Raw genomic sequence first — 20387 nt, forward strand, 5'->3', positions numbered from 1 at the left:
CCACCGCCGCGCGCGTCCGCGCGCCGTCACGCCGTCACGTGCCGAAGTGCCGTCACGTGTTGAAGTACTTGGCCTCCGGATGATGGACGACCAGCGCGTCCGCGGACTGCTCGGGCGCCAGCTGCAGCTCCTCCGACAGCGTCACCCCGATCCGGCCGGGGTCCAGCAGCCGCACGAGCTTGGCGCGGTCCTCCAGGTCGGGGCAGGCGGCGTAGCCGAAGGAGAAGCGGGCGCCGCGGTAGCCGAGCTTGAAGAAGTCCTCGATGTCGCCGGAGTCCTCGCCGCCGAAGCCGAGCTCGGCGCGGATCCGCGCGTGCCAGTACTCCATCAGCGCCTCGGTCAGCTGCACCGACAGCCCGTGCAGCTCCAGGTAGTCGCGGTAGGCGTTCTTGGCGAACAGCTCCCCGGTCGCCTCGGCGATCTTCGGGCCCATGGTGACCAGCTGCAGCGCGACCACGTCGGTCTCCCCCGAGTCGCGGGGCCGGAAGAAGTCGGCCAGGCACAGGTGCCGGTCGCGGCGCTGGCGCGGGAAGGTGAACCGCTCGCGCTGCGACCCGTCGTCGTTGAGGACGACCAGGTCGTCGCCCTCCGACACGGCCGGAAAGTACCCGTACACGACTCCGGCCTCGATCAGGCCCTCGGTCTGGACACGGTCCAGCCACATCCGCAGCCGGGGCCGCCCCTCGGTCTCCACCAGCTCCTCGTAGGTGGGGCCGTCCCCGCCGCGGACCGGCTTGAGGCCCCACTGGCCCATGAAGGTGGCGCGCTCGTCGAGGAAGGCGGCGTAGTCGGCGAGCGCGACGCCCTTGACGACCCGGTCGCCCCAGAACGGCGGGTCGGGGACCTTGTTGTCGACGGCGACGTCGGAGCGGGCGGGCATGTCCTCGGGTGCGGTGACCTGGAGCGTCGCGCCCCGCCGCACCTTGCGCTCGCGCAGCGGCGGCAGGGCCGCGCCCTCCTCGCCGCGCTTGACCGCCATGAACGCGTCCATCAGCCGCAGCCCCTCGAACGCGTCGCGGGCGTAGCGGACCTCGCCGTCGTACAGGCCGGCGAGGTCCTGCTCGACGTAGGCGCGGGTGAGCGCGGCGCCGCCCAGCAGCACCGGCCACTCCCCCGCCAGGCCCCGCGCGTTCAGCTCCTCCAGGTTCTCCTTCATGACCACGGTGGACTTCACCAGCAGCCCCGACATCCCGATGACGTCGGCGCGGTGCTCGCGGGCGGCCTCCAGGATCGCCGACATCGGCTGCTTGATGCCGATGTTGACCACGTCGTAGCCGTTGTTGGACAGGATGATGTCGACGAGGTTCTTGCCGATGTCGTGGACGTCGCCCTTGACCGTCGCCAGGACGATCCGGCCCTTGCCGCCGTCCTCGGACTTCTCCATGTGCGGCTCGAGGTGGGCGACGGCGGTCTTCATCACCTCGGCGGACTGCAGCACGAACGGCAGCTGCATCTGCCCGGACCCGAACAGCTCCCCGACGGTCTTCATCCCGTTCAGCAGCACGTCGTTGACGATCTCCAGGGCGGGCCGCTGCGTCAGGGCCTCGTCGAGGTCGGCGCCCAGGCCGTCCAGCTCGCCGTCGACGATGCGGCGCTCGAGCCGCTCCCACAGCGGCAGCGCCTGAAGCTCGGCGGCCCGGTCGGCCTTCATCGCGGCGGTGTCGACGCCCTCGAACAGCTCCATGAACGCGTGCAGCGGGTCGTAGCCGTCCGAGCGCCTGTCGTAGACCAGGTCGAGGGCGACCTTGCGCTGCTCCTCGGGGATCCGCGCCATCGGCAGGATCTTGGAGGCGTGCACGATCGCCGAGTCGAGGCCGGCGTCGACGCACTCGTGCATGAACACCGAGTTCAGCACGATCCGCGCGGCCGGGTTCAGCCCGAACGACACGTTCGACAGCCCGAGGGTGGTCTGCACGCCGGGATGGCGGCGCTTCAGCTCGCGGATCGCCTCGATGGTCTCCAGGGCGTCGCGGCGCGACTCCTCCTGCCCGGTGCCGATGGTGAAGGTGAGGCAGTCGACGACGACGTCCTCGATCCGCATCCCCCAGGCGCCGGTCAGCTCGGCGATCATCCGGGAGGCGATCTCGACCTTGCGGGCGGCGGTGCGGGCCTGGCCCTGCTCGTCGATGCACATCACCACGACCGCGGCGCCGTGCTCGCGGACGACCGGCATCAGCCGCCGCAGCTTGGAGCCCTCGCCGTCGCCGTCCTCGAAGCTGACGGAGTTGACGACGGCGCGGCCGCCGAGCATCTCCAGGCCCGCCTCGATCACCGGGACCTCGGTGGAGTCCAGCACGATCGGCAGCGTCGCGGCGGTGGCGAGGCGGAACGCCAGCTCCTTCATGTCGGCGGCGCCGTCGCGGCCGACGTAGTCGACGCACAGGTCCAGCATGTGGGCGCCGTCGCGGGCCTGGTCGCGGGCGATCCTGACGCAGTCGTCCCAGCGGCGCTCCAGCATCGCCTCGCGGAACGCCCTGGACCCGTTGGCGTTGGTGCGCTCCCCGATCGCCAGGTAGGAGGTGTCCTGCCGGAACGGGACGTGCTGGTACAGCGAGGACGCGCCCGGCTCGGGGCGGGGCCGCCGCTCGGCGACCTCCCGGCCGCGGACCCGCTCGACGACCTGCCGCAGGTGCTCGGGGGTGGTGCCGCAGCAGCCGCCGACCAGCGACAGCCCGTAGTCGCGGGTGAAGGCGTCGTGCGCGGCGGCGAGCTGCTCGGGGGTGAGCGGGTAGCGGGCGCCGTCTGCGGTCAGCTCCGGCAGTCCCGCGTTCGGCATGCACGACAGCCCGATCCGGGCGTGCCGGGCCAGGTAGCGCAGGTGCTCGCTCATCTCGGCGGGGCCGGTGGCGCAGTTCAGGCCGATGAGGTCGAGGCCGAGCGGCTCCAGGGCGGTCAGCGCGGCGCCGATCTCCGAGCCCATCAGCATCGCGCCGTTCTGCTCGATCGTCACCTGCCCGATCAGCACGGTGTCCGCGCCGGCGGCGGCGATGGCGCGGCGAGCGCCGATCAGCGCGGCCTTGGCCTGCAGCAGGTCCTGGCAGGTCTCCACCAGCACCGCGTGCACGCCGCCGGCGAGCAGCCCTTCGACGTTGCGCTGGTAGGCGTCGCGCAGCTCGGCGAACGCGACGTGGCCGAGGGTGGGCAGCTTGGTGCCGGGGCCGACCGACCCGATCACCCAGCGGGGCCGGTCCGGCGTCGTGTAGGAGTCGGCGGCCTCGCGGGCGATCCGCGAGCCCGCCTCGGCCAGCTCGAAGATCCGGTCGGTGATGCCGTACTCGCCGAGGTTGCCGAGGTTGGCGCCGAAGGTGTTGGTCTCCACGCAGTCGACGCCGGCCGCCAGGTACGCCTCGTGGACGGAGCGGACGACGTCGGGCCTGGTGACGTTGAGGATCTCGTTGCAGCCCTCGTGGCCCTGGAAGTCCTCCAGGGTGGGGCCGGCGTCCTGGAGCATCGTCCCCATGCCCCCGTCGGCCACGACGACGCGCTCCTTCAGGGCCCGGCGCAGGGTGTGCGATGTGGGAGTGCTCATGGGGTGCCAGTTTATCGGCGGGTCCCCGGCGCCCTCCGATCCGTCCACATGCTGATCCGGGCACATGCTGATCCGGGTACGGGGCGGGACTGGACGGGCTGTGCAAGAAGACGGTGACGGATGGGTCACCCGACCGATAACGTGCCCCCAGTTACTACCAACGGGTAAGGAACGGCATGAGCGCGTACCGCATCATCCTCGTCGGCACCGACGGCTCGGAGACCTCGTTCCGCGCGGTCGACCGGGCCGCGCAGCTGGCCGCCGCGACCGGCGCCACCCTGCTGCTCGCCTCCGCCTACAGCCCGATGCCCGAGCGCGAGCGCGCCAGCGCCGCCGACCGGCTCGGCGACCTGGCCTACAAGGTGCAGGGCTCCACCCCCGCCGACGACGCGCTGCGCGCGGCGCGGGAGCGGGCCGTCGCGGCGGGCGCCCGGGACATCCAGCAGGAGGCCGTCGAGGGCGACGCCGTCGACGTCATCAGCCGCCTCGCCAAGGAGCGCGGCGCCGAGCTGGTGGTGATCGGCAACCGCGGCCTCAACAGCCTCGCCGGCCGCATCCTCGGGTCCGTCCCGGCGAACCTCTCGCACCGGTCCCCGGTCGACGTGCTGATCGTGCACACCACCGACGGCAAGTGATCCGATCGTGACCTCCGTTCCGCCCCGGGCGTACAGCGCGGGGGTCTGGCGGCGGAACGGTGGGGTAGGTCACTGTCAGGACGTAGGCTGACAGCCACCGATCATGAGCGGGGCCCCCGGCCCCGGGAATGAGACCCCCGCCGGTGACGCTGTACCCAGGCGTCGGAAGGAGGCAGCGCGTGATCGAGCTGGAGAGCGTGCCGGAGCTCGTCGAACCGGTGCTCGTGGCCGCCTTTGAGGGATGGAACGACGCCGGGGAGGCCGCGAGCGGGGTCATCCAGCACCTGGAGTCCAGCTGGGAAGCGGTACCGGTCGCCGAGCTCGACCCCGACGACTACTACGACTTCCAGGTCACCCGCCCGATCGTGGAGATGGTCGACGGGGAGACCCGCGACATCACCTGGCCCACCACGCGGATCTCCTGGGCGCGGCTGCCCAACGGCAAGGACGTCGTGCTGATCCACGGCATCGAGCCGAACATGCGGTGGCGGTCGTTCTGCCGCGAGCTCGTCGGGCTGATGCTGGAGCTGGACGTGCGCAACGTCGTGCTGCTCGGCGCGCTGCTGGCCGACGCGCCGCACACCCGGCCCGTGCCGGTCACCGGCGCCGCGTCCGAGGCCGGGCTGGTCAACACCCTGCACCTGGAGCCGGCCCGCTACCAGGGCCCCACCGGGATCCTCGGGGTGCTGCAGGACGCCTGCGCCAAGGCCGACCTGGACACCGTGTCGCTGTGGGCGGCGGTCCCGCACTACGTCGCGCAGCCGCCCTCGCCTAAGGCGACGCTGGCGCTGCTGCGCCGCGTCGAGGACCTGCTGGACGTCACCGTCCCGCTGGGCGAGCTGCCCGAGGAGGCGCGGGCCTGGGAGAACGGCGTCAACGAGCTCGCCGAGGAGGACTCCGAGGTCGCCGAGTACGTGCGCACGCTGGAGGAGCAGAAGGACGCCACCGAGCTGCCCGAGGCCAGCGGCGACGCGATCGCCCGCGAGTTCGAGCGCTACCTGCGGCGCCGCGACCCGGGCTGACCGGGCCGTCACTCCTCGGGTTCGTCCGGGCGCTTGACCGAGGCGAACACGATCAGCGCGACGAGGACGCCGGGCAGCATCAGCATGACCAGTTCCATGCGCATGCGGCGGACTCTACCGGGCCGCGCCCGTGGCGCTCGGCGACCCGCCGGTGATGTCACGCGCACGCCGACAAATGCGTCGAACCTGAGCATCTGCGACACGGCGACACGCTGCGGCGCCCGGCCTGCGCACACCGGGTGAACGACCCCTTCGACCTGCTGTGAGTGATCCCGCCATGCGCGGGGGGCCGGTCAGAGGGCGATGCCGAGCAGGGCGTCGGCGAGGGCGCGGACCTGCGCGGGCGCGGCCTCGTCGGTGCCCTCGGCCGCCGCCCAAGCGTCGATCGCGGCGAGCGCGGACGGGGCGTCCAGGTCGTCGGCCAGGCGCTCGCGGACAGTGCCGGCGACCGGCGCCGCGGACGGCCCGGACGGGCGCGCGACGGCGGCGCGCCACCGGTCCAGGCGGGCGCGCGCGTCGCGCAGCTCGGCGTCCGTCCACTCCCAGTCGGACCGGTAGTGGTGGGCCAGCAGCGCCAGCCGCACCGCCATCGGGTCGACGCCCGCCTCACGGAGCTTGGACACGAACACCAGGTTCCCGCGCGACTTCGACATCTTCTCGCCGTGCAGGCCGACCATGCCGGCGTGCACGTAGGCGCGGGCGTGCGGGCGCTCCCCGGTGGCGACCTGCGCGTGGGAGGCACCCATCTCGTGGTGCGGGAACGCCAGGTCCGACCCGCCGCCCTCGACGTCGAAGCCCATGCCGAGGTACTCGATGGAGATCGCCGAGCACTCCACGTGCCAGCCGGGGCGGCCCTCCCCGAACGGGGAGTCCCAGCCGGGCTCGCCCGGCCGCCTGGCCATCCACACCAGCGCGTCCAGCGGGTCGCGCTTGCCGGGCCGGTCCGGGTCGCCGCCGCGCTCGGCGAACAGCGGCGCCATCTCCTCCCGCGTCAGCCGGCTGACCTGCCCGAACGCGGGGTCCGCGGCGACCGGGAAGTACACGTCGCCGTCGACCTCGTAGGTGGCGTCCCGGCCGCGCAGCTTCTCGATCATCTCGACGATCAGCGGAACCGCCTCGACCGCGCCGACGTAGCGCTGCGGCGGCAGGATCCGCAGCGCCGTCATGTCGTCGCGGAACAGCTGGATCTCCCGCTCGGCGAGCTCCCGCCAGTCCTCCCCGGTCTGCTGGGCACGTTCCAGAAGGGGGTCGTCGACGTCGGTGACGTTCTGCACGTAGTGCACCGTGTGGCCGAGGTCGCGCCACACCCGGTTGACCAGATCGAAGGTCAGGTAGGTGTTGGCGTGGCCGAGGTGCGTCGCGTCGTAGGGGGTGATCCCGCAGACGTACATCCGCGCGGTCTCGCCGGGCTCCGTGGGCCGCACCGCGCCCGTCCCGGTGTCGTGCAGGCTGAGCCGCCGCGCCACGGCGGGCAGTCCCGCGTCGGCGAGGCTGGGGACGTCGGAAGCGGGCCACGATCGCATACGGAAAGCTTATCCATGCCCTTCTCGCGAAATAACTCCGAGATCAGGTTGGCCGTCCCGAGTGTCCGCATCGTGACCCGGGCCGGCCGGCGCCCCGGCCCCCGCGCCGCACGGGTCAGGACAGCCGCACCCGCGGGTCCAGGAAGGAGTAGCCGATGTCGACCAGCAGGTTCGCCATGATGACGAAGAACGTCACCATCAGCGTCACCCCGATGATCACCGGGGTGTCGCCGAGCGCGATCGACTGGTACACCAGCTGCCCCACCCCCTGCAGCCCGAACACCTTCTCGGTGACGATCGTGGAGCCGATCAGCGCGCCGAGGTCGATGCCGAACTGCGTGACGACCGGGGTCAGCGCCGCCCGCAGCCCGTGCCGGTAGACGACGCGGCGCCGCGACAGGCCCTTGGCGCGGGCCGTGCGGACGTAGTCCTCCCCCAGCACGTCCAGCATCGCGCCGCGCGTCAGCCGGGTGTAGGCCGCGACCATCAGGAACGCCAGCGCGATCCACGGCAGGATCATCCGGCGGAAGAAGTGCATCTGCAGCGGCGGGCCCGCCTCGAAGAAGTACACGCCCGCCTCGCTCAGCTTGGTCGCGAACAGGTACAGCAGCACCAGCGCCATCACGAACGGCGGCGTCGACAGCCCGACCAGCACGAACACCGTCACGACCCGGTCCCACAGGCTGCGCGCCCGGGTCGCCGACAGCACCCCGGTGACCACGCCGCCGACGAACCACAGGATGCCGGCGCCGAACACCAGCCACAGCGTGGTCGGCAGCCGGTCCCCGATCAGCGTCGTCACCGGCTCCCCGTTGATGTAGGAGTCGCCGAGGTTGGCGTGCAGCAGCCGCCCGAGGAACTGCCCGTACTGCACGATGACCGGCTGGTCCAGGCCGAGGTTGCGGCGGATCTGCTCGAGGGTGTCGGTGGTGGCGCGCGGCCCGCCGATGACCCGCTCCACCGGGACGGGCGAGACGTGCAGGAACACGAACACCAGCGTTGACACCAGCCACAGCACGATGATCGCGTACAGCAGGCGGCGGATGACGAAGCGGATCATCGGCGCTCACTTCCCCCCGGTCGCGCGGTCGCCGCGCGGGTCCAGGGCGTCCCGGATCCCGTCGCCGAGCAGGTTGAACGACAGCGTGGTGAGCAGCAGCAGGACGCCGGGCACCGCCAGCAGCCACCACGCGGTCTGGAACACGTCGCTGCCCTCGCCGAGCATCGACCCCCACGACGGCATCGGCAGCCGCACCCCGACGCCGAGGAACGACAGCGTCGCCTCGAACACGATCGAGGTCGGGATCAGCAGCGAGGTCAGCACGGTGACCTGCGCGACCAGGTTCGGCAGGATGTCGACGAACATGATCCGCGCGTTGGACGAGCCGAGCGAGCGGGCCGCCTCGACGAACTCCTTCTGCTTCAGCGACAGCACCTGCCCGCGGATGATCCGGCCGAACGCCGCGAACGAGAAGAACGCGATCACCAGGATCGTCAGCGTGAGGCTGGCGCCGACCGAGGAGATCTGGAACGTGGTCGCCAGCATGATCGCCACCAGCAGGTACGGCAGCGCGAGGGTCATGTCCATCAGCCGGGCCAGCAGCGTGTCCATCACCCCGCCGACGAACCCGGCGAGGACCCCGACCAGCGTCCCGACGATCGAGGCGAGCACCGCCGACAGGATCCCCACCACCAGCGAGATCCGCGCCCCGTAGGCGGCGCGGACCAGCACGTCGCGGCCGAGCTGGTCGGCGCCGAGCCAGAACGTCCCGGACGGGCCGCGCGGCTGGCCGTTCACGTCCAGGCCCGTCTTCGGGAACGTCGCGTCGTAGGGGTGGCCGGTCAGGTGCGCCCACACCGGCGCGAGGATCGCGTAGAGCGCGATCAGCACCAGCACGACGATCGACGCGACCGCGAGCCTGTCGCGCCGGAACCGCGCCCACGCCAGCTGGAACGGGGTGCGGCCCTGCACCCGGGCGGGCGCGGTGCCCGCCGTCGGGTCCACCTCCTGCGCCTCGAGATCGGTGTAGCTGCTCATTCCTCGACCTCCGGGAGCTCCGGCTGGGTGGAGACCTGCGCGATCGCCGCCTGCTTGTGCGCGAGGCTCTCGCCCGGCTCCACCGGGAAGTGGCAGGCGGTCACATGGTCGGGCGGGTCGCCCTCGCGCGGGACGAGCGGCGGGTCCTCCCGGACGCAGCGGTCCGCGGCCTTCGGGCAGCGCGGATGGAACCGGCAGCCCGGCGGCGGCTCGATCGGCGACGGGACGTCCCCGGTCAGCACGATCCGCTCGGCCCGCTCGGCCTCGTCCGGGTCGGCGATCGACGCCGCCGACAGCAGCGCCGCCGTGTAGGGGTGGCGGGGACGGCCGTACAGCGTCTCGGCCTCGGCGGCCTCACCGACCTTGCCGAGGTACATCACCGCGACCCGGTCGCTGACGTACCGGACCACCGACAGGTCGTGCGCGATGAACACGTACGTCAGGCCCAGCTCGTCCTGCAGGTCCTTCAGCAGGTTGATCACCTGCGCCTGGATCGACACGTCCAGCGCCGACACCGGCTCGTCGCACACGATCAGCTTCGGCTTGAGCGCCAGCGCCCGCGCGACCCCGATCCGCTGCCGCTGCCCGCCGGAGAACTCGGCCGGGAACCGGTTGTAGTGCTCGGGGTTCAGCCCGACCAGCTCCATCAGCTCCTGCACCCGGCGCTTGCGCTCGGCGCCCGCCGCGATCGAGTGCACCGCGAACGGGTCGCCGATGATGGAGCCGACGCGGCGGCGCGGGTTCAGCGACCCGTACGGGTCCTGGAAGATCATCTGGACCTCGCGGCGGAACGCCTTCAGGCCCGCCCCGCCCAGCCGGGTGATGTCGTCGCCCTCGAACATGATCCGGCCCGCGGTGACCCGGTGCAGGCCGGTGATGCACCGCGCCAGCGTCGACTTGCCGCAGCCGGACTCCCCGACGATCCCGAGGGTCTCGCCGCGCCGCACCTCCAGGTCGACGCCGTCGACCGCGTGCACGCGGCCGACCTCCTTCTTGAAGACGATGCCCTGCCTGATCGGGAAGTGCTTGCGGACGCCGTCGACCGAGACCAGGACCTCCCCCTGCCCGGCGCGCGCCCCGCCGCTCCGCCCGCTCGCCTCGTGGTTCACCCGGCGCCTCCGTCCCCGCGCGTGCCGTCGTCCTCGCCCGTCTCCGGGGCGTCCGTCTCTGAGGCGGCGTCGACCGCCCCGGACGCCTCCGGCGCGCCGCCGCGCGCGGCCGCCGCCGGGCGCGCCCGTACGCGCCCCTCCTCGACCGCCCGGAGCCGCAGCCGCTCGGCGTCCTCGCCGAGCCCGACCGCCCGGTGCGGCAGCCAGCACGCCGACACGTGCGACGGGTCGTCGTCGCCCGTGACCGGGTCCAGGGCGGGCTCGTCGGTGACGCACCGGTCCATCGCGTACTCGCAGCGCGGATGGAACACGCAGCCCGACGGGATGTTGATCAGGCTCGGCGGCTGCCCGGGGATGGGCCGCAGCCGGTCCGCGCCGGCCGCCGCGGACGGCGTCGACTGCAGCAGCCCCTTGGTGTAGGGGTGGTGCGGCCGGTAGTACAGGGGCCGCCGCCGGGCCTTCTCGGCGGCCTTCCCGCCGTACATCACCAGCACGTCGTCGGCCATGTCGGCGATCACCCCGAGATCGTGGGTGATCATGATGAGGGCGGTGTCGTACTCGCGCTGCAGCCGCCGCATCAGGTCCAGGATCTGCGCCTGGACGGTCGCGTCCAGCGCGGTCGTCGGCTCGTCCGCGATGATCAGTTTCGGGTTCAGCGCCAGCGCCATCGCGATCATCGCGCGCTGCCGCATGCCGCCGGAGAACTCGTGCGGGTACTCCTCGGCGCGCCGCGCCGGCTGCGGGATGCCGACCGTGCCGAGCATCTCCACCGCGCGCTTGCGGGCCGCGGCGCGGTCGGTGTCCGGCTCGTGCGCGCGGATCATCTCCTCGATCTGCCGGCCCACCTTGTACAGCGGGTGCAGGCTGGACAGCGGGTCCTGGAAGATCATCGCGATCTCGGCGCCGCGGATCCGGCGCATCCGCCGCTCCCCCGCGGTGAGCAGGTCCGCCCCCTCGAACAGCGCCTGTCCGCTCACCTTCGCGCCCGGGGTGAGGCCCATCAGCGTCTGGGTGCTGACGCTCTTGCCCGAGCCCGACTCGCCGACGATGCCGAGCGTGCGGCCCCGGTCCACCTCGAACGAGACGCCCCGCACGGCGCGCACCACCCCGTCCGGGGTGCTGAAGGAGACCCGCAGGTCGGTCACCTCGAGAAGACTCATCGACGCCCCTTCGCGTCCCGCATCCGGCCGGCCGGCGGCCCGCGCCCGCACGGCGGGGCGGGCCGCTGCCCGGGCGCGGCGCCGCCGGCGGGCGCCCGGGCGCCGGCGGCTACGAGAGCTTCACCTGGTTGAGGTCGTAGGCCTGGTACTGCGGCAGGTACTGCGCGTTCTTCACCCGCGGCGAGTGGAAGATCGGGTACTTCTGGTTCATCAGCGGCACGACCGCGGCGTCCTGCATGATCTGCTTGTCGGCCTGCGCCCAGAACCCGGCCGCGGTGTTGACGTCCTTGGCCTTGAGCGCCTGGTCGATGAGCGCGTTGACCTTCGGGTTGTTGTAGTCGCCGTAGTTGGTGGAGTTCGGGCCGTACTGGCGGCCGTCGAACAGCGGGACGATGTTGGTGCGGCCGTTGTTGCCGTACCAGTCGGGCACCCAGCCGGGCCCCGCGATGTCCCACTTGCCGGCCTTGGCGTCGGCGGGCGTGACCAGCGTGGTGTTGTAGAAGGTGCCGTTGGTGTCGGGCGTCAGGTTCGCGGTGATCCCGCAGGCCTTCAGGTTCGCCTGCACCGACTGCGCCACCTTCGGGTGGTTGCTGGAGACCCGGTAGGGGAACCTCAGCGTCAGCCCGTTGGGGTACCCGGCCTGCGCGAGCAGCTGCTTGCACTTGTTCGGGTCGCCGGCGTTGCCGGGCGTCGGGTACAGGTTGAACGGCTGGTAGCCGACGCTGCGCGGCGGGATGACCTGGTTCAGCACCTCGCTGACGTCCGGGCCGCCGTAGATCTGGATCAGCGCGGTCTTGTCGATCGCGTAGTTGATCGCCTGCCGGACCTGCGCCTTGCCCAGCGCCTTGTTGTTGTTCGGGCTGAGGGTGTTGAAGACGATGTAGGGGTTGCTGGACGACCCCTCCATGATCTTGAAGTTCGGGTTGGACTTCAGGCTCGGGATCCGCGAGGTCGGCACCGGCTGGTCCCAGGCGAGGTCGGCCGAGCCCTGCTCCATCTGCTGCTGGACGACGTCGGGCGAGTCCTGCCCCATGGTGACCTGGATCCGGTCGGGGTTCTGCGCCCGCGTGGGGTCGGAGGCGGCCTTCCAGTTCTTGTTGCGGTCGAGGACGTACTGCTTGTTCGGCGTGTAGGAGACGATCTGGTACGGCCCGTCGGAGACGGTGTGCTGGCGGAACTGCGGGCTGTCGGGGATGTACCCGTCGTACTCGGCCGGCGCCGCCGCCGCGAACTCCAGCGCGAGGATGTTGGTGAAGTCGCTCGCGGGCTGGTTCAGCTTGATGACGAGGGTCTTGTCGTCCTTGGCGGTCAGCCCGGACACGTTGTGGCCGTTCTGATAGGCGGCCATGGCGGAGGCGCTCTTCGGGTCGACGCTCCCGTAGCCCTTGCAGAACGCGCTCATCCCGACGATGGTCTCGGTGTAGTACGCCTTGCCGCCGGACGGCTTGGCCGGGTTGCAGACCCGCTTGATGCCGCGGACGAAGTCCTGCGCGGTGACCTCGCGGGCCGGGACGGTGTTCCACAGCACGCCGGTGCGCAGCTTGATCGTGTAGGTCCTGCCGTCCTGGCTGAGGCCCCCGTTCTGCGTGCTGGGGAGCTCCTGCGCGACGTCCGGCTGCACCTTGATGGCGTCGTCGAAGGTGTTCGCGGCCTTGAACCCGAACAGCGTCCGGGCGAACTGGCGGGCGAGCATGTTGCCCCAGGTCGTGTAGACGCTGGAGGTGTCGAGGTGGTCCACGTCGGAGGACCCGACGACCTTCAGCGTGCCGCCGGCGCTCCCCCCGCCGCCACCGCCTCCGCCACCACCGCCGCCGCAGGCCGCCAGCGCGAGCACGGCCGCGCCGAGCCCGGCGGTGACCGCCGCCCCCCGTCTCCCTGCTGTCATCTGCGCACTCCCCCGTCTGCTGATGACCGACTGCCAGGCCGATCCGCGGACCGGGCCGCCCACGGGCCCGGCACGAAGATCGCGTTAGGTAGTCAAATTAGCACCCAGCGTCATGATCGCGCGGACACGGGGAGGAAAACGCGCGGCGCGGGGAACGCCGGGTCAGAGCACGGAGGCGCCGGTCAGAGCACGCGCGACCAGGCCGCCCCGTCGCCGGGGGCGGCGGAGAAGTCGTAGCGGACGCCGCCGGGCGCGAGCGCCGCGAGGCTGACGGAGGTGGTGCCCCACACGCGGCCCTCGCCCATGTCCAGCAGGGGCAGCAGCGCGCGGTGGTCGGCGCGGGGCAGGCCGTCGCCCTCCAGCAGCGGCAGCCACGCGCCCCACGCCGTCCGGACGTCGTCGGCTGTGCCGGGCTCGGGCCGGGCGGCGGCCGCCAGCCGGGGGCGGAAGTGGGCGAGCCGCGCCGCCATGTAGGCGTCCTCGGTGCCGCCCTCCTGCTGGTCCTCGCCCTCGAGCCCGCTGTTGACGATCATGTGCAGGCCGCGGCCGAGGACCCGTTCGACGAGCTCGGTGCCGTCCCAGCTCCACAGCCGGACCCGGTCGGGCTCGGCGCCGACGAGGTGGAACGGGTCGAACGCGGCGAGTTCGACCTCGCCGAGCTTGCCGTCGGCGGCCGTCCGCAGCGGCAGCTCGCCGCGGGTGGCGCGGCCGTCCTCGGGCGCCATCCGGCCCCGGCCGTTCAGCACCAGCGCGACGCGCGGCGCGGCGGGGTCCACGGCGAACCAGGTGCCGCCGGCCCGCAGGTCGCGCCCGCCGACCAGGCCGGGCCGGTCCGGCCAGTGCCGCCCCGGCGGCTCCCACTCCCGCGCGATGAACTCGTCCCGCACCCCCGCGAGGAGCACCGGGACGGCGGCGGAGGGCTCGACACTGATGATCGCCGTACACATGCCCCCAATTGGAGCACTCCCCCAATTTCCCCCACACCGCCGGGGTCCCGCGTACCCGTGGGCCCCGACCACATCCGTCCCACCCCGCACCGACCTGAACGCCCGCACCGTTCTAACAGCAACCACGTGACGACCCGAGCGTTGCGATCGCGTGCGAAGCCAGGTTCGAGCGAAGCAAGAACCTGATCGCGCAGCGAGGCCCCCAGGGCCGAGTCGGAGCGATGCAGCGATCGCCGCATTGCCCGCCGAAGGAAGGCCGTCTAACGGCCTGACGCCAAGGGCAATGCAATCAAAGGGGCGGCCAGGGGATGGCGGGCCAGTCTTCGGGCGGGTAGGGGTGGATGCGGTGCTTGAGCATCAGTTCGACGCGGTGGCGGGTGGCGTCGACCTCCTCGGCGGTGAGCAGCTCGGCGAGGCGGGCGGCGAGGGGGCCGCCGCGCAGGGCGCGGTCGACGCGGGTGAGGGCCTCGACCGCCTCGGGGGTGAGCGACTTGCCGCGCCACTGCCACAGCACGGTCCGCAGCTTGTACTCCACGGAGAAGCAGACGCCGTGGTCGCAGCCGTAGACGTGGCCGTCGCCGGGCGGCAGCAGGTGCCCGATCTTGCGGTCGGCGTTGTTGACGACGGCGTCGAACACCGCCATGCGGCGGATCGCCTCGTCCTCGGAGCGCGACAGCGCGACGAGGTCGACGTCGGGGTCGGGCTCCACCCACAGCTGCACCATGCCGGGCCCGTAGGGGCCGTCGCGGTGCACGGTCGGCGGGACGGTGCCCCAGCCCATGGTCTTGGAGACCTCGTAGGCGGCGACCTCCCGCTCGGCGAGGGTGCCGTCGGGGAAGTCCCACAGCGGCCGCTCGCCCGCGACGGGCTTGTAGACGCAGGCGGCGGAGACGCCGTCGTGCTCGATGGTGCAGTACAGGGTGGCGTTGGACGCCTGGACGAGGCGGCCCTCGATGGACAGCCGGCCGCCCAGCAGCAGCCGTTCGGCGGCGGCGACGTCGCGGGGGGAGACCCGGTCGCCGGAGGGGTCTTCGGCGGGGGCACGGTCCCGGGAGGACTGCGTCATGCGCTCATTCTCCCGGCCGCCCCGCCGGTGATCCAGTGCGGGTCCCGGTCCGCGGACGCGACCGGGCACGGGGTGCCGACCTCGCGCATCTCAGCCCAGGTATCCGTTCTGGCGGGGGCAGACGTGACCCTCGGCGTCCAGCGGCAGGCCGCACAGCGGGCACGGCGGCCGCCCGGCCGCGACGACCTGCAGGGCCCGCTCGGCGAACGCGCGGGCCTGCGCGGCGCTGATCCGCACCCGCAGCACCGCGATGGCCGGGTCGTCCTCGCCGACGTCGGCGTCCTCCTCGCCCTCGGTGACCTCCTGCGCCTCGATGACGACCCGCTCGTCGTCGGGGTCCCAGGCCAGCGCCATGGTGCCGACCTTGAACTCCTCCTCGACGGGCTGCTCCAGGGGGCCGTCGTCGCGCAGCTCGGAGGGGGTGACGGCGGGCACGTGGGCCTCGCCGCCGCTGCGCCGCAGCACCTCGTCCAGCAGCTCCTCCAGGCGCTCGGCCAGCAGCGTCACCTGGAACTTCTCCAGCCCGACGCTGGTGACCCGGCGGCCGGCGCGGGCCTGCAGGTAGAAGGCGCGGTCGCCGGGGCGCCCGACGGCGCCGGCGACGAACCGCTCCGGCAGGTCGTAGGAGATGACGGGCATGACAACGACCCTACGCGCCGCCGCCGACGACCGCGTCACTTGCCCCGGGTCCGGATTTCCGGTCATCGTCCCCGTCCGGCTTGGGCAGCAGGTCGGCGACGTCCCCGCCGGTGTCGTTGAGGCGGGCGACGAACGGCCGCAGCTCGGTGTAGCGGATCGCGGTCACCGAGGCGGGGTCGGCCTGGATCCGCTGGAACTGGTCCAGGTGCAGGCCGAGCGCGTCGGCGACGATGGCCTTGATGATGTCGCCGTGGCTGCACACCGCGTACAGGGCGTCGGGACCGTGCGCGGCGGCGACGCGCTCGTTCCAGTCGCGGACGGCGGCGACCGCGCGGTGCTGGGCGTCGGCCATCGCCTCGCCGTCCTCGCCGGGGAACCGGACGGCGCTCGGGTGGGCCTGCACGACCCGCCACAGCGGCTCCTCGGCGAGCTCCTTGATCGGGCGGCCCGTCCAGTCGCCGTAGCGGACCTCGCCGAACCGCTCGTCGAGCTCGACCTTGTCGACGATGCCGCCGGCGTCGCGGCCGTGCGGGGCGGCGACCGTCTCGGCGGTCTCGACGCACCGGTCGAGGGGGCTGGAGACGACGGCGGCGAGCGGCAGCGCCGCCAGCCGGCCGGCGACCGCGGACGCCTGCGCGCGGCCCCGCTCGTCCAGCCGCACGCCGGGGGTCCAGCCGGCCAGCACCGGCCCGGTCATAGCGGTCAGGCCGTGCCTAACCAGGAGAAGCGTCGTCACAACTGGCCACTGTAGGAGATCGGCGGCCCGAATGTGATCACCGGCGCGATTCCGCGCGGCGTCCCGGATGCGCGACAATGCGTTGCGTGATCGTGGACAAGGCCATCTACGCCGGCGGCGTCCGCAGCGACATCGACGGCGACATCAGCGACGCCTTCGACCTCGCGCGCGCCAACGGCGACTGCTTCCTGTGGATCGGCCTGTTCGAGCCCGACGAGCAGGAGTTCGAGCTCGTCAAGGACGAGCTGCGGCTGCATCCGCTCGCCGCGGAGGACGCGGTGTCGGCGCACCAGCGGCCGAAGATGGAGCGCTACGGCGACACGCTGTTCGTGGTGCTGAAGACCCTCGCCTACATCGACGAGACCTCCGACATCGAGGTCGGCGAGATCATGGTGTTCCTCGGCGCCGACTTCGCGGTGACCGTCCGGCACGGGGCGGGGAACCCGCTCGGGCCCGTCCGCAAGCGGCTGGAGGACGACAAGGAGCTGCTCAAGCACGGCGCGACCGCCGTGCTGTACGCGGTGTGCGACGAGGTCGTCGACCGGTACGGGCTCGTCGCGCACGAGGTCGAGGTGGACATCATCGGGCTGGAGCGGGCCGTGTTCGACCCGCGGGCCCGCGACGTGACCGCCGACATCTACTCGCTCAAGCGGGAGGTGCTGGAGTTCCGCACCGCCGAGGACCCCCTCGTCCCGGTGCTGCAGGAGATCGCCAAGGGGCGCGTCTCGGAGTGCGCCGGGACCCGCGAGTACTTCCGGGACGTGCTCGACCACCTGCTGCGGGTGGATGGGCAGGTCGACGCGCACAACGAGCTGCTCAACAGCGTGCTGAACGCGCATCTGGCGCTGCTCGGCAAGCAGCAGAACGAGGACATGCGCAAGATCTCCGCGTGGGCGGCCATCATCGCGGTGCCGACCGCGATCGCGGGGATCTACGGCATGAACTTCGCCCACATGCCCGAGCTGAAATGGTCGTGGGGCTACCCGGTGGTGCTGCTGGTGATGGCGGCGGTCTGCGTCCTGCTCTACCTCAGGCTCCGCAAGAGCGGCTGGCTCTAGCGGGAGACCGCATGAGGGTCACGGGCCGTCCGGGCCGGGCTTCCTGACGGAGACGGGCTCGGGCGGCGGTGGCGCGGCCAGCAGCACCGCCCACAGGTGCGACTCGGCGCCGTTCGACTCCAGCCGGCGGCGCAGCCGCTCGACCCCGGCCGTGGTGGGCAGCGCCAGCCACAGCAGCAGCGGGTAGCCGACGGCGAACCCGGCGACGAACACCACCTCGGCGTGCCCGAACATCGCCAGCGGCAGGCCCAGCAGGATCACGCCCTCGGCGAGGGCGAACCGCAGCAGCACGCCCTGCCGGAACTGCACCAGCGCGAGCCGCGCCGCCGCGGCGGGCGGGGCGCCCGGTGCCATCGGCTGCGGGGCGCGCGGCCCCGCCAGCGCCGCGACCGCCGCGGCCAGCAGCAGCGGCGCGTAGATCCACGGCGGGGCGTCCCCGGCCGCCCCGTTCCGGTTGTCGACGATCAGCGGGGTCAGCGCCAGGATCAGCAGCGGCGCGCCGACCAGCACCAGCATCATCAGGCGCATCCGGCCCAGCACCGTCGCGTCCCGCAGCGAGGCGAGGTAGCCCGGGTCGTCGCCGGGGCCGGCGCCGAACACCGGGCCGGCGGAGGGCCCGCCGGCGCCCTGCGGCGCCTCAGGCGAGTGCATCGAGAACGGGGCTGGGGCCATGGCCCGGCACTTTAGCCCGGCGGCGACCCGCCGGAACAGATCCCACCAGGATCTTCACGCCCGTCCGGCCACAGGCGCAACGCGCGGACGGGGCCGGCGGCGGCTCAGGTCGCGGAGATCGCGCCGGCCGCGAGCAGGCCGAGCAGGACGCCGCCGAGCGCCACCCGGTAGAACACGAACACGTTCGTGGAGTGCCGGGTGAGGAACTTCAGCAGCCAGGCGATGCAGGCGTAGCCGACCGCGAACGACACCACGGTCGCGATCGCGGTCGGGACGACCTGCAGCGACCCGTCGAACGCCTTGCGCAGCTCGAACAGCCCCGACAGCACCACCGCCGGGATCGACAGCAGGAAGGAGTACCGGGCGGAGGCCTCGCGGGTGTAGCCGAGGAACAGCGCGCCGGTCATCGTCGACCCCGACCGCGACGAGCCGGGGATCAGCGCGAGCGCCTGGAACCCGCCGATGATCAGGCCGTCGCGCATGTTCAGGTCGGCGACCTCCCGCTTGCCGATGCCGGCCCACTCGGCGACCATCAGCAGCAGCCCGAGGACGATCAGCGAGGAGGCGTTCAGCCACAGGTTGCGGGCGCCGTTCTCGATGAACCCGTTGAGCGCCAGGCCGACGACCGCGACCGGCACGGTGCCGAGGCCGATGTACCAGCCGAGCCGGGCGTCCTGGTGCGGGCGCAGGTCCGGCGTCCACAGGCTCTTGGTCCACGTCGTCAGGATGCGCACCAGGTCGCGCCAGAAGTAGATGACGACGGCGGCCATGGTGCCGAGCTGGATGACGGCGGTGAACGCGGCGCCGGGGTCCTTCCAGCCGAGCAGTTTCGGCACGATCAGCAGATGGCCGGAGCTGGAGATCGGCAGGAACTCGGTGAGCCCCTGGACGACCCCGAGCACGGTCGCTTCCACGACGTTCACGAGCGGCGGGTTCCCTCCGAATGCGAGATCGGCCACGGCGCCCGATCCCCGGTGAAGCGTATCGGCCGCCCGCCCCGGTCCCGTTCCGGGGGCCGCCGCCGCCCCGCCTGCAGGCCGTCCCACCAGGGCGAACCCCGTTTTCCATCACCGGGGAGACAGGGCATGCTCATGTTCCGGTCACCTTCCGTCCACCCGCCGCCGGATCCGCCGCCGGGTGGGCGCGGACGGCGGCGGCACGGTGGGGCGACGACGATCACCGCTACATTGACCGCCTATGAAGGAGCGTCACCTCGGGCGGAGCGGGCTGCTGGTGTCCCGGCTGGGCCTCGGCACCATGACCTGGGGCCAGGACACCGCGCCGGACGAGGCGGCGGCGCAGCTCGTGGCGTTCGCGGAGGCCGGCGGCACGCTCGTGGACACCGCCGACGTCTACAACGACGGCGACAGCGAGCGGATCCTCGGGGCCCTGCTGCGCGAGGTCGTCGACCGCGACGCCTTCGTCATCGCCACCAAGGCGGCGATCCGCCCGAACGGCCGCTACGACGGCTCCCGGCGGCACCTGCTGCGCGCCCTGGACGCCTCGCTGGACCGGATGGACCTCGACCACGTCGACCTGTGGCAGCTGCACGTCTACGACCCGGCGACGCCGCTGGAGGAGACCCTGTCGGCGCTGGACGAGGCGGTCTCCTCCGGGCGGGCCCGCTACGTCGGGGTGTCCAACTACGCGGGCTGGCAGATCTCCAAGGCCGCCGCGTGGCAGCGCGCCTGGCCGGGCCGCGCCCCGATCGTGTCGGCGCAGCTGGAGTACTCGCTGCTGAGCCGCGACATCGAGCGGGAGGTGGTGCCGGCCGCGCTGGACGCCGGGGCCGGGCTGCTGCCTTTCTCGCCGCTCGGCCGGGGCGTGCTCACCGGCAAGTACCGCACCGGCATCCCCGCCGGGTCGCGCGCCGCCGCGCCGCGCTTCGCCGACTTCGTCCAGCCCTACCTGGACGAGGAGTGCGCGCGGATCGTGGAGTCGGTGGTGACTGCGGCCGAGGGCCTCGGCGCGTCGCCGCTCGGCGTGGCGCTGGCCTGGGTCCGGGACCGTCCGGGGGTGGCGGCGCCGATCGTCGGCGCGCGGACCGCGGCGCAGCTGGAGGCCATCCTGGACAGCGAGGAGCTGACGCTGCCGAACGAGATCCGCGCCGCTCTGGACGACGTCTCCGACATGTCCCCGGCCCATCCGTGACCGGGGAGGCCGTCCGTGGCACGCTCGGGACGGTCCACGCCAACCGTGAGAGAGCCGCGACGGGAAGCCCGTGACCGACACCCCGCCTGACACCCCGACCGACACCGACTCCCCGGACGCCGGACGCCCGGCCGAGTCCCCGCAGGAGCGCGCCGCCCGCGCCGCCGAGGCGCTGCGCGCGGCCGAGGCCGCCGGGGCCCGCGCCGCCGAGGCCGCC

The 20387-nt window shown here is 72.7% G+C and carries 17 protein-coding genes; 4 read left to right on the plus strand and 13 right to left on the minus strand.

Going from position 1 to position 20387, the window contains the following annotated elements; genetic code table 11:
- Positions 1-52: 52 nt before the first annotated feature.
- Positions 53-3529: a methionine synthase gene (gene metH, locus QP089_RS47210; RefSeq protein WP_285921157.1), complete on the minus strand. Its 3477-nt coding sequence runs from the start codon at positions 3527-3529 to the stop codon at positions 53-55.
- 176 nt (positions 3530-3705) lie between these two features.
- Between metH and QP089_RS47215 the strand changes: the two genes are divergently transcribed.
- Complete coding sequence (locus tag QP089_RS47215; RefSeq protein WP_285921158.1) at positions 3706-4164, plus strand: universal stress protein; 459 nt, start codon at positions 3706-3708, stop codon at positions 4162-4164.
- 179 nt (positions 4165-4343) lie between these two features.
- Positions 4344-5186, plus strand: a complete 843-nt coding sequence (locus QP089_RS47220) for a PAC2 family protein (RefSeq protein ID WP_285921159.1) — start codon at positions 4344-4346, stop codon at positions 5184-5186.
- A 293-nt stretch (positions 5187-5479) separates the two neighbouring features.
- Here the strand turns inward: QP089_RS47220 and mshC are convergent, their stop codons facing one another.
- The 10 genes from mshC to QP089_RS47270 form a co-directional block, all read right to left on the minus strand.
- Entirely contained in the window at positions 5480-6709 is a 1230-nt protein-coding gene (gene mshC / locus QP089_RS47225; protein WP_285921160.1) for a cysteine--1-D-myo-inosityl 2-amino-2-deoxy-alpha-D-glucopyranoside ligase, read from the minus strand.
- Between the two features lie 115 nt (positions 6710-6824).
- Positions 6825-7769 carry an ABC transporter permease gene (locus QP089_RS47230; protein ID WP_285921161.1) on the minus strand — a complete coding sequence of 315 codons (945 nt, stop codon included), beginning with the start codon at positions 7767-7769 and terminating at the stop codon, positions 6825-6827.
- A 6-nt stretch (positions 7770-7775) separates the two neighbouring features.
- Positions 7776-8747 (minus strand): ABC transporter permease, encoded by a 972-nt coding sequence (locus QP089_RS47235; protein WP_285921162.1) that lies wholly within the window; start codon positions 8745-8747, stop codon positions 7776-7778.
- Positions 8744-9856 carry an ABC transporter ATP-binding protein gene (locus tag QP089_RS47240; RefSeq protein ID WP_285921163.1) on the minus strand — a complete coding sequence of 371 codons (1113 nt, stop codon included), beginning with the start codon at positions 9854-9856 and terminating at the stop codon, positions 8744-8746. The genes QP089_RS47235 and QP089_RS47240 overlap by 4 nt, the downstream gene beginning before the upstream one ends.
- Positions 9853-11016, minus strand: coding sequence for an ABC transporter ATP-binding protein (locus QP089_RS47245; protein WP_285921164.1), 1164 nt, complete (start codon positions 11014-11016; stop codon positions 9853-9855). Before QP089_RS47245 ends, QP089_RS47240 begins: the two co-directional genes overlap by 4 nt.
- A gap of 109 nt (positions 11017-11125) precedes the next feature.
- The gene (locus QP089_RS47250; RefSeq protein WP_285921165.1) at positions 11126-12901 is read right to left on the minus strand and encodes an ABC transporter substrate-binding protein; all 1776 of its coding nucleotides are present in this window, start codon (positions 12899-12901) and stop codon (positions 11126-11128) included.
- 182 nt (positions 12902-13083) lie between these two features.
- Positions 13084-13848, minus strand: a complete 765-nt coding sequence (locus tag QP089_RS47255; protein ID WP_285921166.1) for an NRDE family protein — start codon at positions 13846-13848, stop codon at positions 13084-13086.
- A gap of 289 nt (positions 13849-14137) precedes the next feature.
- On the minus strand, positions 14138-14914 hold the full coding sequence (locus QP089_RS47260) for an SCO1664 family protein (protein WP_285921167.1): 777 nt from the start codon (positions 14912-14914) through the stop codon (positions 14138-14140).
- 90 nt (positions 14915-15004) lie between these two features.
- Complete coding sequence (locus QP089_RS47265) at positions 15005-15553, minus strand: Rv2134c family protein (RefSeq protein ID WP_285921168.1); 549 nt, start codon at positions 15551-15553, stop codon at positions 15005-15007.
- A gap of 10 nt (positions 15554-15563) precedes the next feature.
- A complete protein-coding gene (locus tag QP089_RS47270) occupies positions 15564-16289 on the minus strand; it encodes a histidine phosphatase family protein (protein ID WP_285921169.1) in 726 nt (241 codons plus the stop codon).
- Positions 16290-16375: 86 nt separating this feature from the next.
- Here QP089_RS47270 and corA point away from each other — a divergent pair, with 86 nt between their 5' ends.
- Positions 16376-17347, plus strand: coding sequence for a magnesium/cobalt transporter CorA (gene corA / locus QP089_RS47275; protein WP_446474152.1), 972 nt, complete (start codon positions 16376-16378; stop codon positions 17345-17347).
- A gap of 18 nt (positions 17348-17365) precedes the next feature.
- On the opposite strand, the gene QP089_RS47280 is transcribed toward corA, so the two are convergent.
- Together QP089_RS47280 and QP089_RS47285 are read right to left on the minus strand one after the other, a co-directional pair.
- Positions 17366-18019, minus strand: coding sequence for a hypothetical protein (locus QP089_RS47280; protein WP_285921171.1), 654 nt, complete (start codon positions 18017-18019; stop codon positions 17366-17368).
- A 104-nt stretch (positions 18020-18123) separates the two neighbouring features.
- On the minus strand, positions 18124-18942 hold the full coding sequence (locus tag QP089_RS47285; protein WP_285921172.1) for an undecaprenyl-diphosphate phosphatase: 819 nt from the start codon (positions 18940-18942) through the stop codon (positions 18124-18126).
- Positions 18943-19216: 274 nt separating this feature from the next.
- Between QP089_RS47285 and QP089_RS47290 the strand changes: the two genes are divergently transcribed.
- Entirely contained in the window at positions 19217-20170 is a 954-nt protein-coding gene (locus QP089_RS47290) for an aldo/keto reductase (RefSeq protein ID WP_285921173.1), read from the plus strand.
- Positions 20171-20387: the final 217 nt, after the last annotated feature.

This window comes from Actinomadura opuntiae (assembly GCF_030283205.1).
GTDB lineage: Bacteria > Actinomycetota > Actinomycetes > Streptosporangiales > Streptosporangiaceae > Spirillospora.

Bases quoted from the DNA above. Each gene is read 5' to 3' on its own strand.
- metH (WP_285921157.1), bottom strand. From the start codon at position 3,529: ATGAGCACTCCCACATCGCACACCCTGCGCCGGGCCCTGAAGGAGCGC.
- QP089_RS47215 (WP_285921158.1), top strand. From the start codon at position 3,706: ATGAGCGCGTACCGCATCATCCTCGTCGGCACCGACGGCTCGGAGACC.
- mshC (WP_285921160.1), bottom strand. From the start codon at position 6,709: ATGCGATCGTGGCCCGCTTCCGACGTCCCCAGCCTCGCCGACGCGGGA.
- QP089_RS47230 (WP_285921161.1), bottom strand. From the start codon at position 7,769: ATGATCCGCTTCGTCATCCGCCGCCTGCTGTACGCGATCATCGTGCTG.
- QP089_RS47235 (WP_285921162.1), bottom strand. From the start codon at position 8,747: ATGAGCAGCTACACCGATCTCGAGGCGCAGGAGGTGGACCCGACGGCG.
- QP089_RS47245 (WP_285921164.1), bottom strand. From the start codon at position 11,016: ATGAGTCTTCTCGAGGTGACCGACCTGCGGGTCTCCTTCAGCACCCCG.
- QP089_RS47250 (WP_285921165.1), bottom strand. From the start codon at position 12,901: ATGACAGCAGGGAGACGGGGGGCGGCGGTCACCGCCGGGCTCGGCGCG.
- QP089_RS47255 (WP_285921166.1), bottom strand. From the start codon at position 13,848: ATGTGTACGGCGATCATCAGTGTCGAGCCCTCCGCCGCCGTCCCGGTG.
- QP089_RS47260 (WP_285921167.1), bottom strand. From the start codon at position 14,914: ATGACGCAGTCCTCCCGGGACCGTGCCCCCGCCGAAGACCCCTCCGGC.
- QP089_RS47265 (WP_285921168.1), bottom strand. From the start codon at position 15,553: ATGCCCGTCATCTCCTACGACCTGCCGGAGCGGTTCGTCGCCGGCGCC.
- QP089_RS47280 (WP_285921171.1), bottom strand. From the start codon at position 18,019: ATGGCCCCAGCCCCGTTCTCGATGCACTCGCCTGAGGCGCCGCAGGGC.
- QP089_RS47290 (WP_285921173.1), top strand. From the start codon at position 19,217: ATGAAGGAGCGTCACCTCGGGCGGAGCGGGCTGCTGGTGTCCCGGCTG.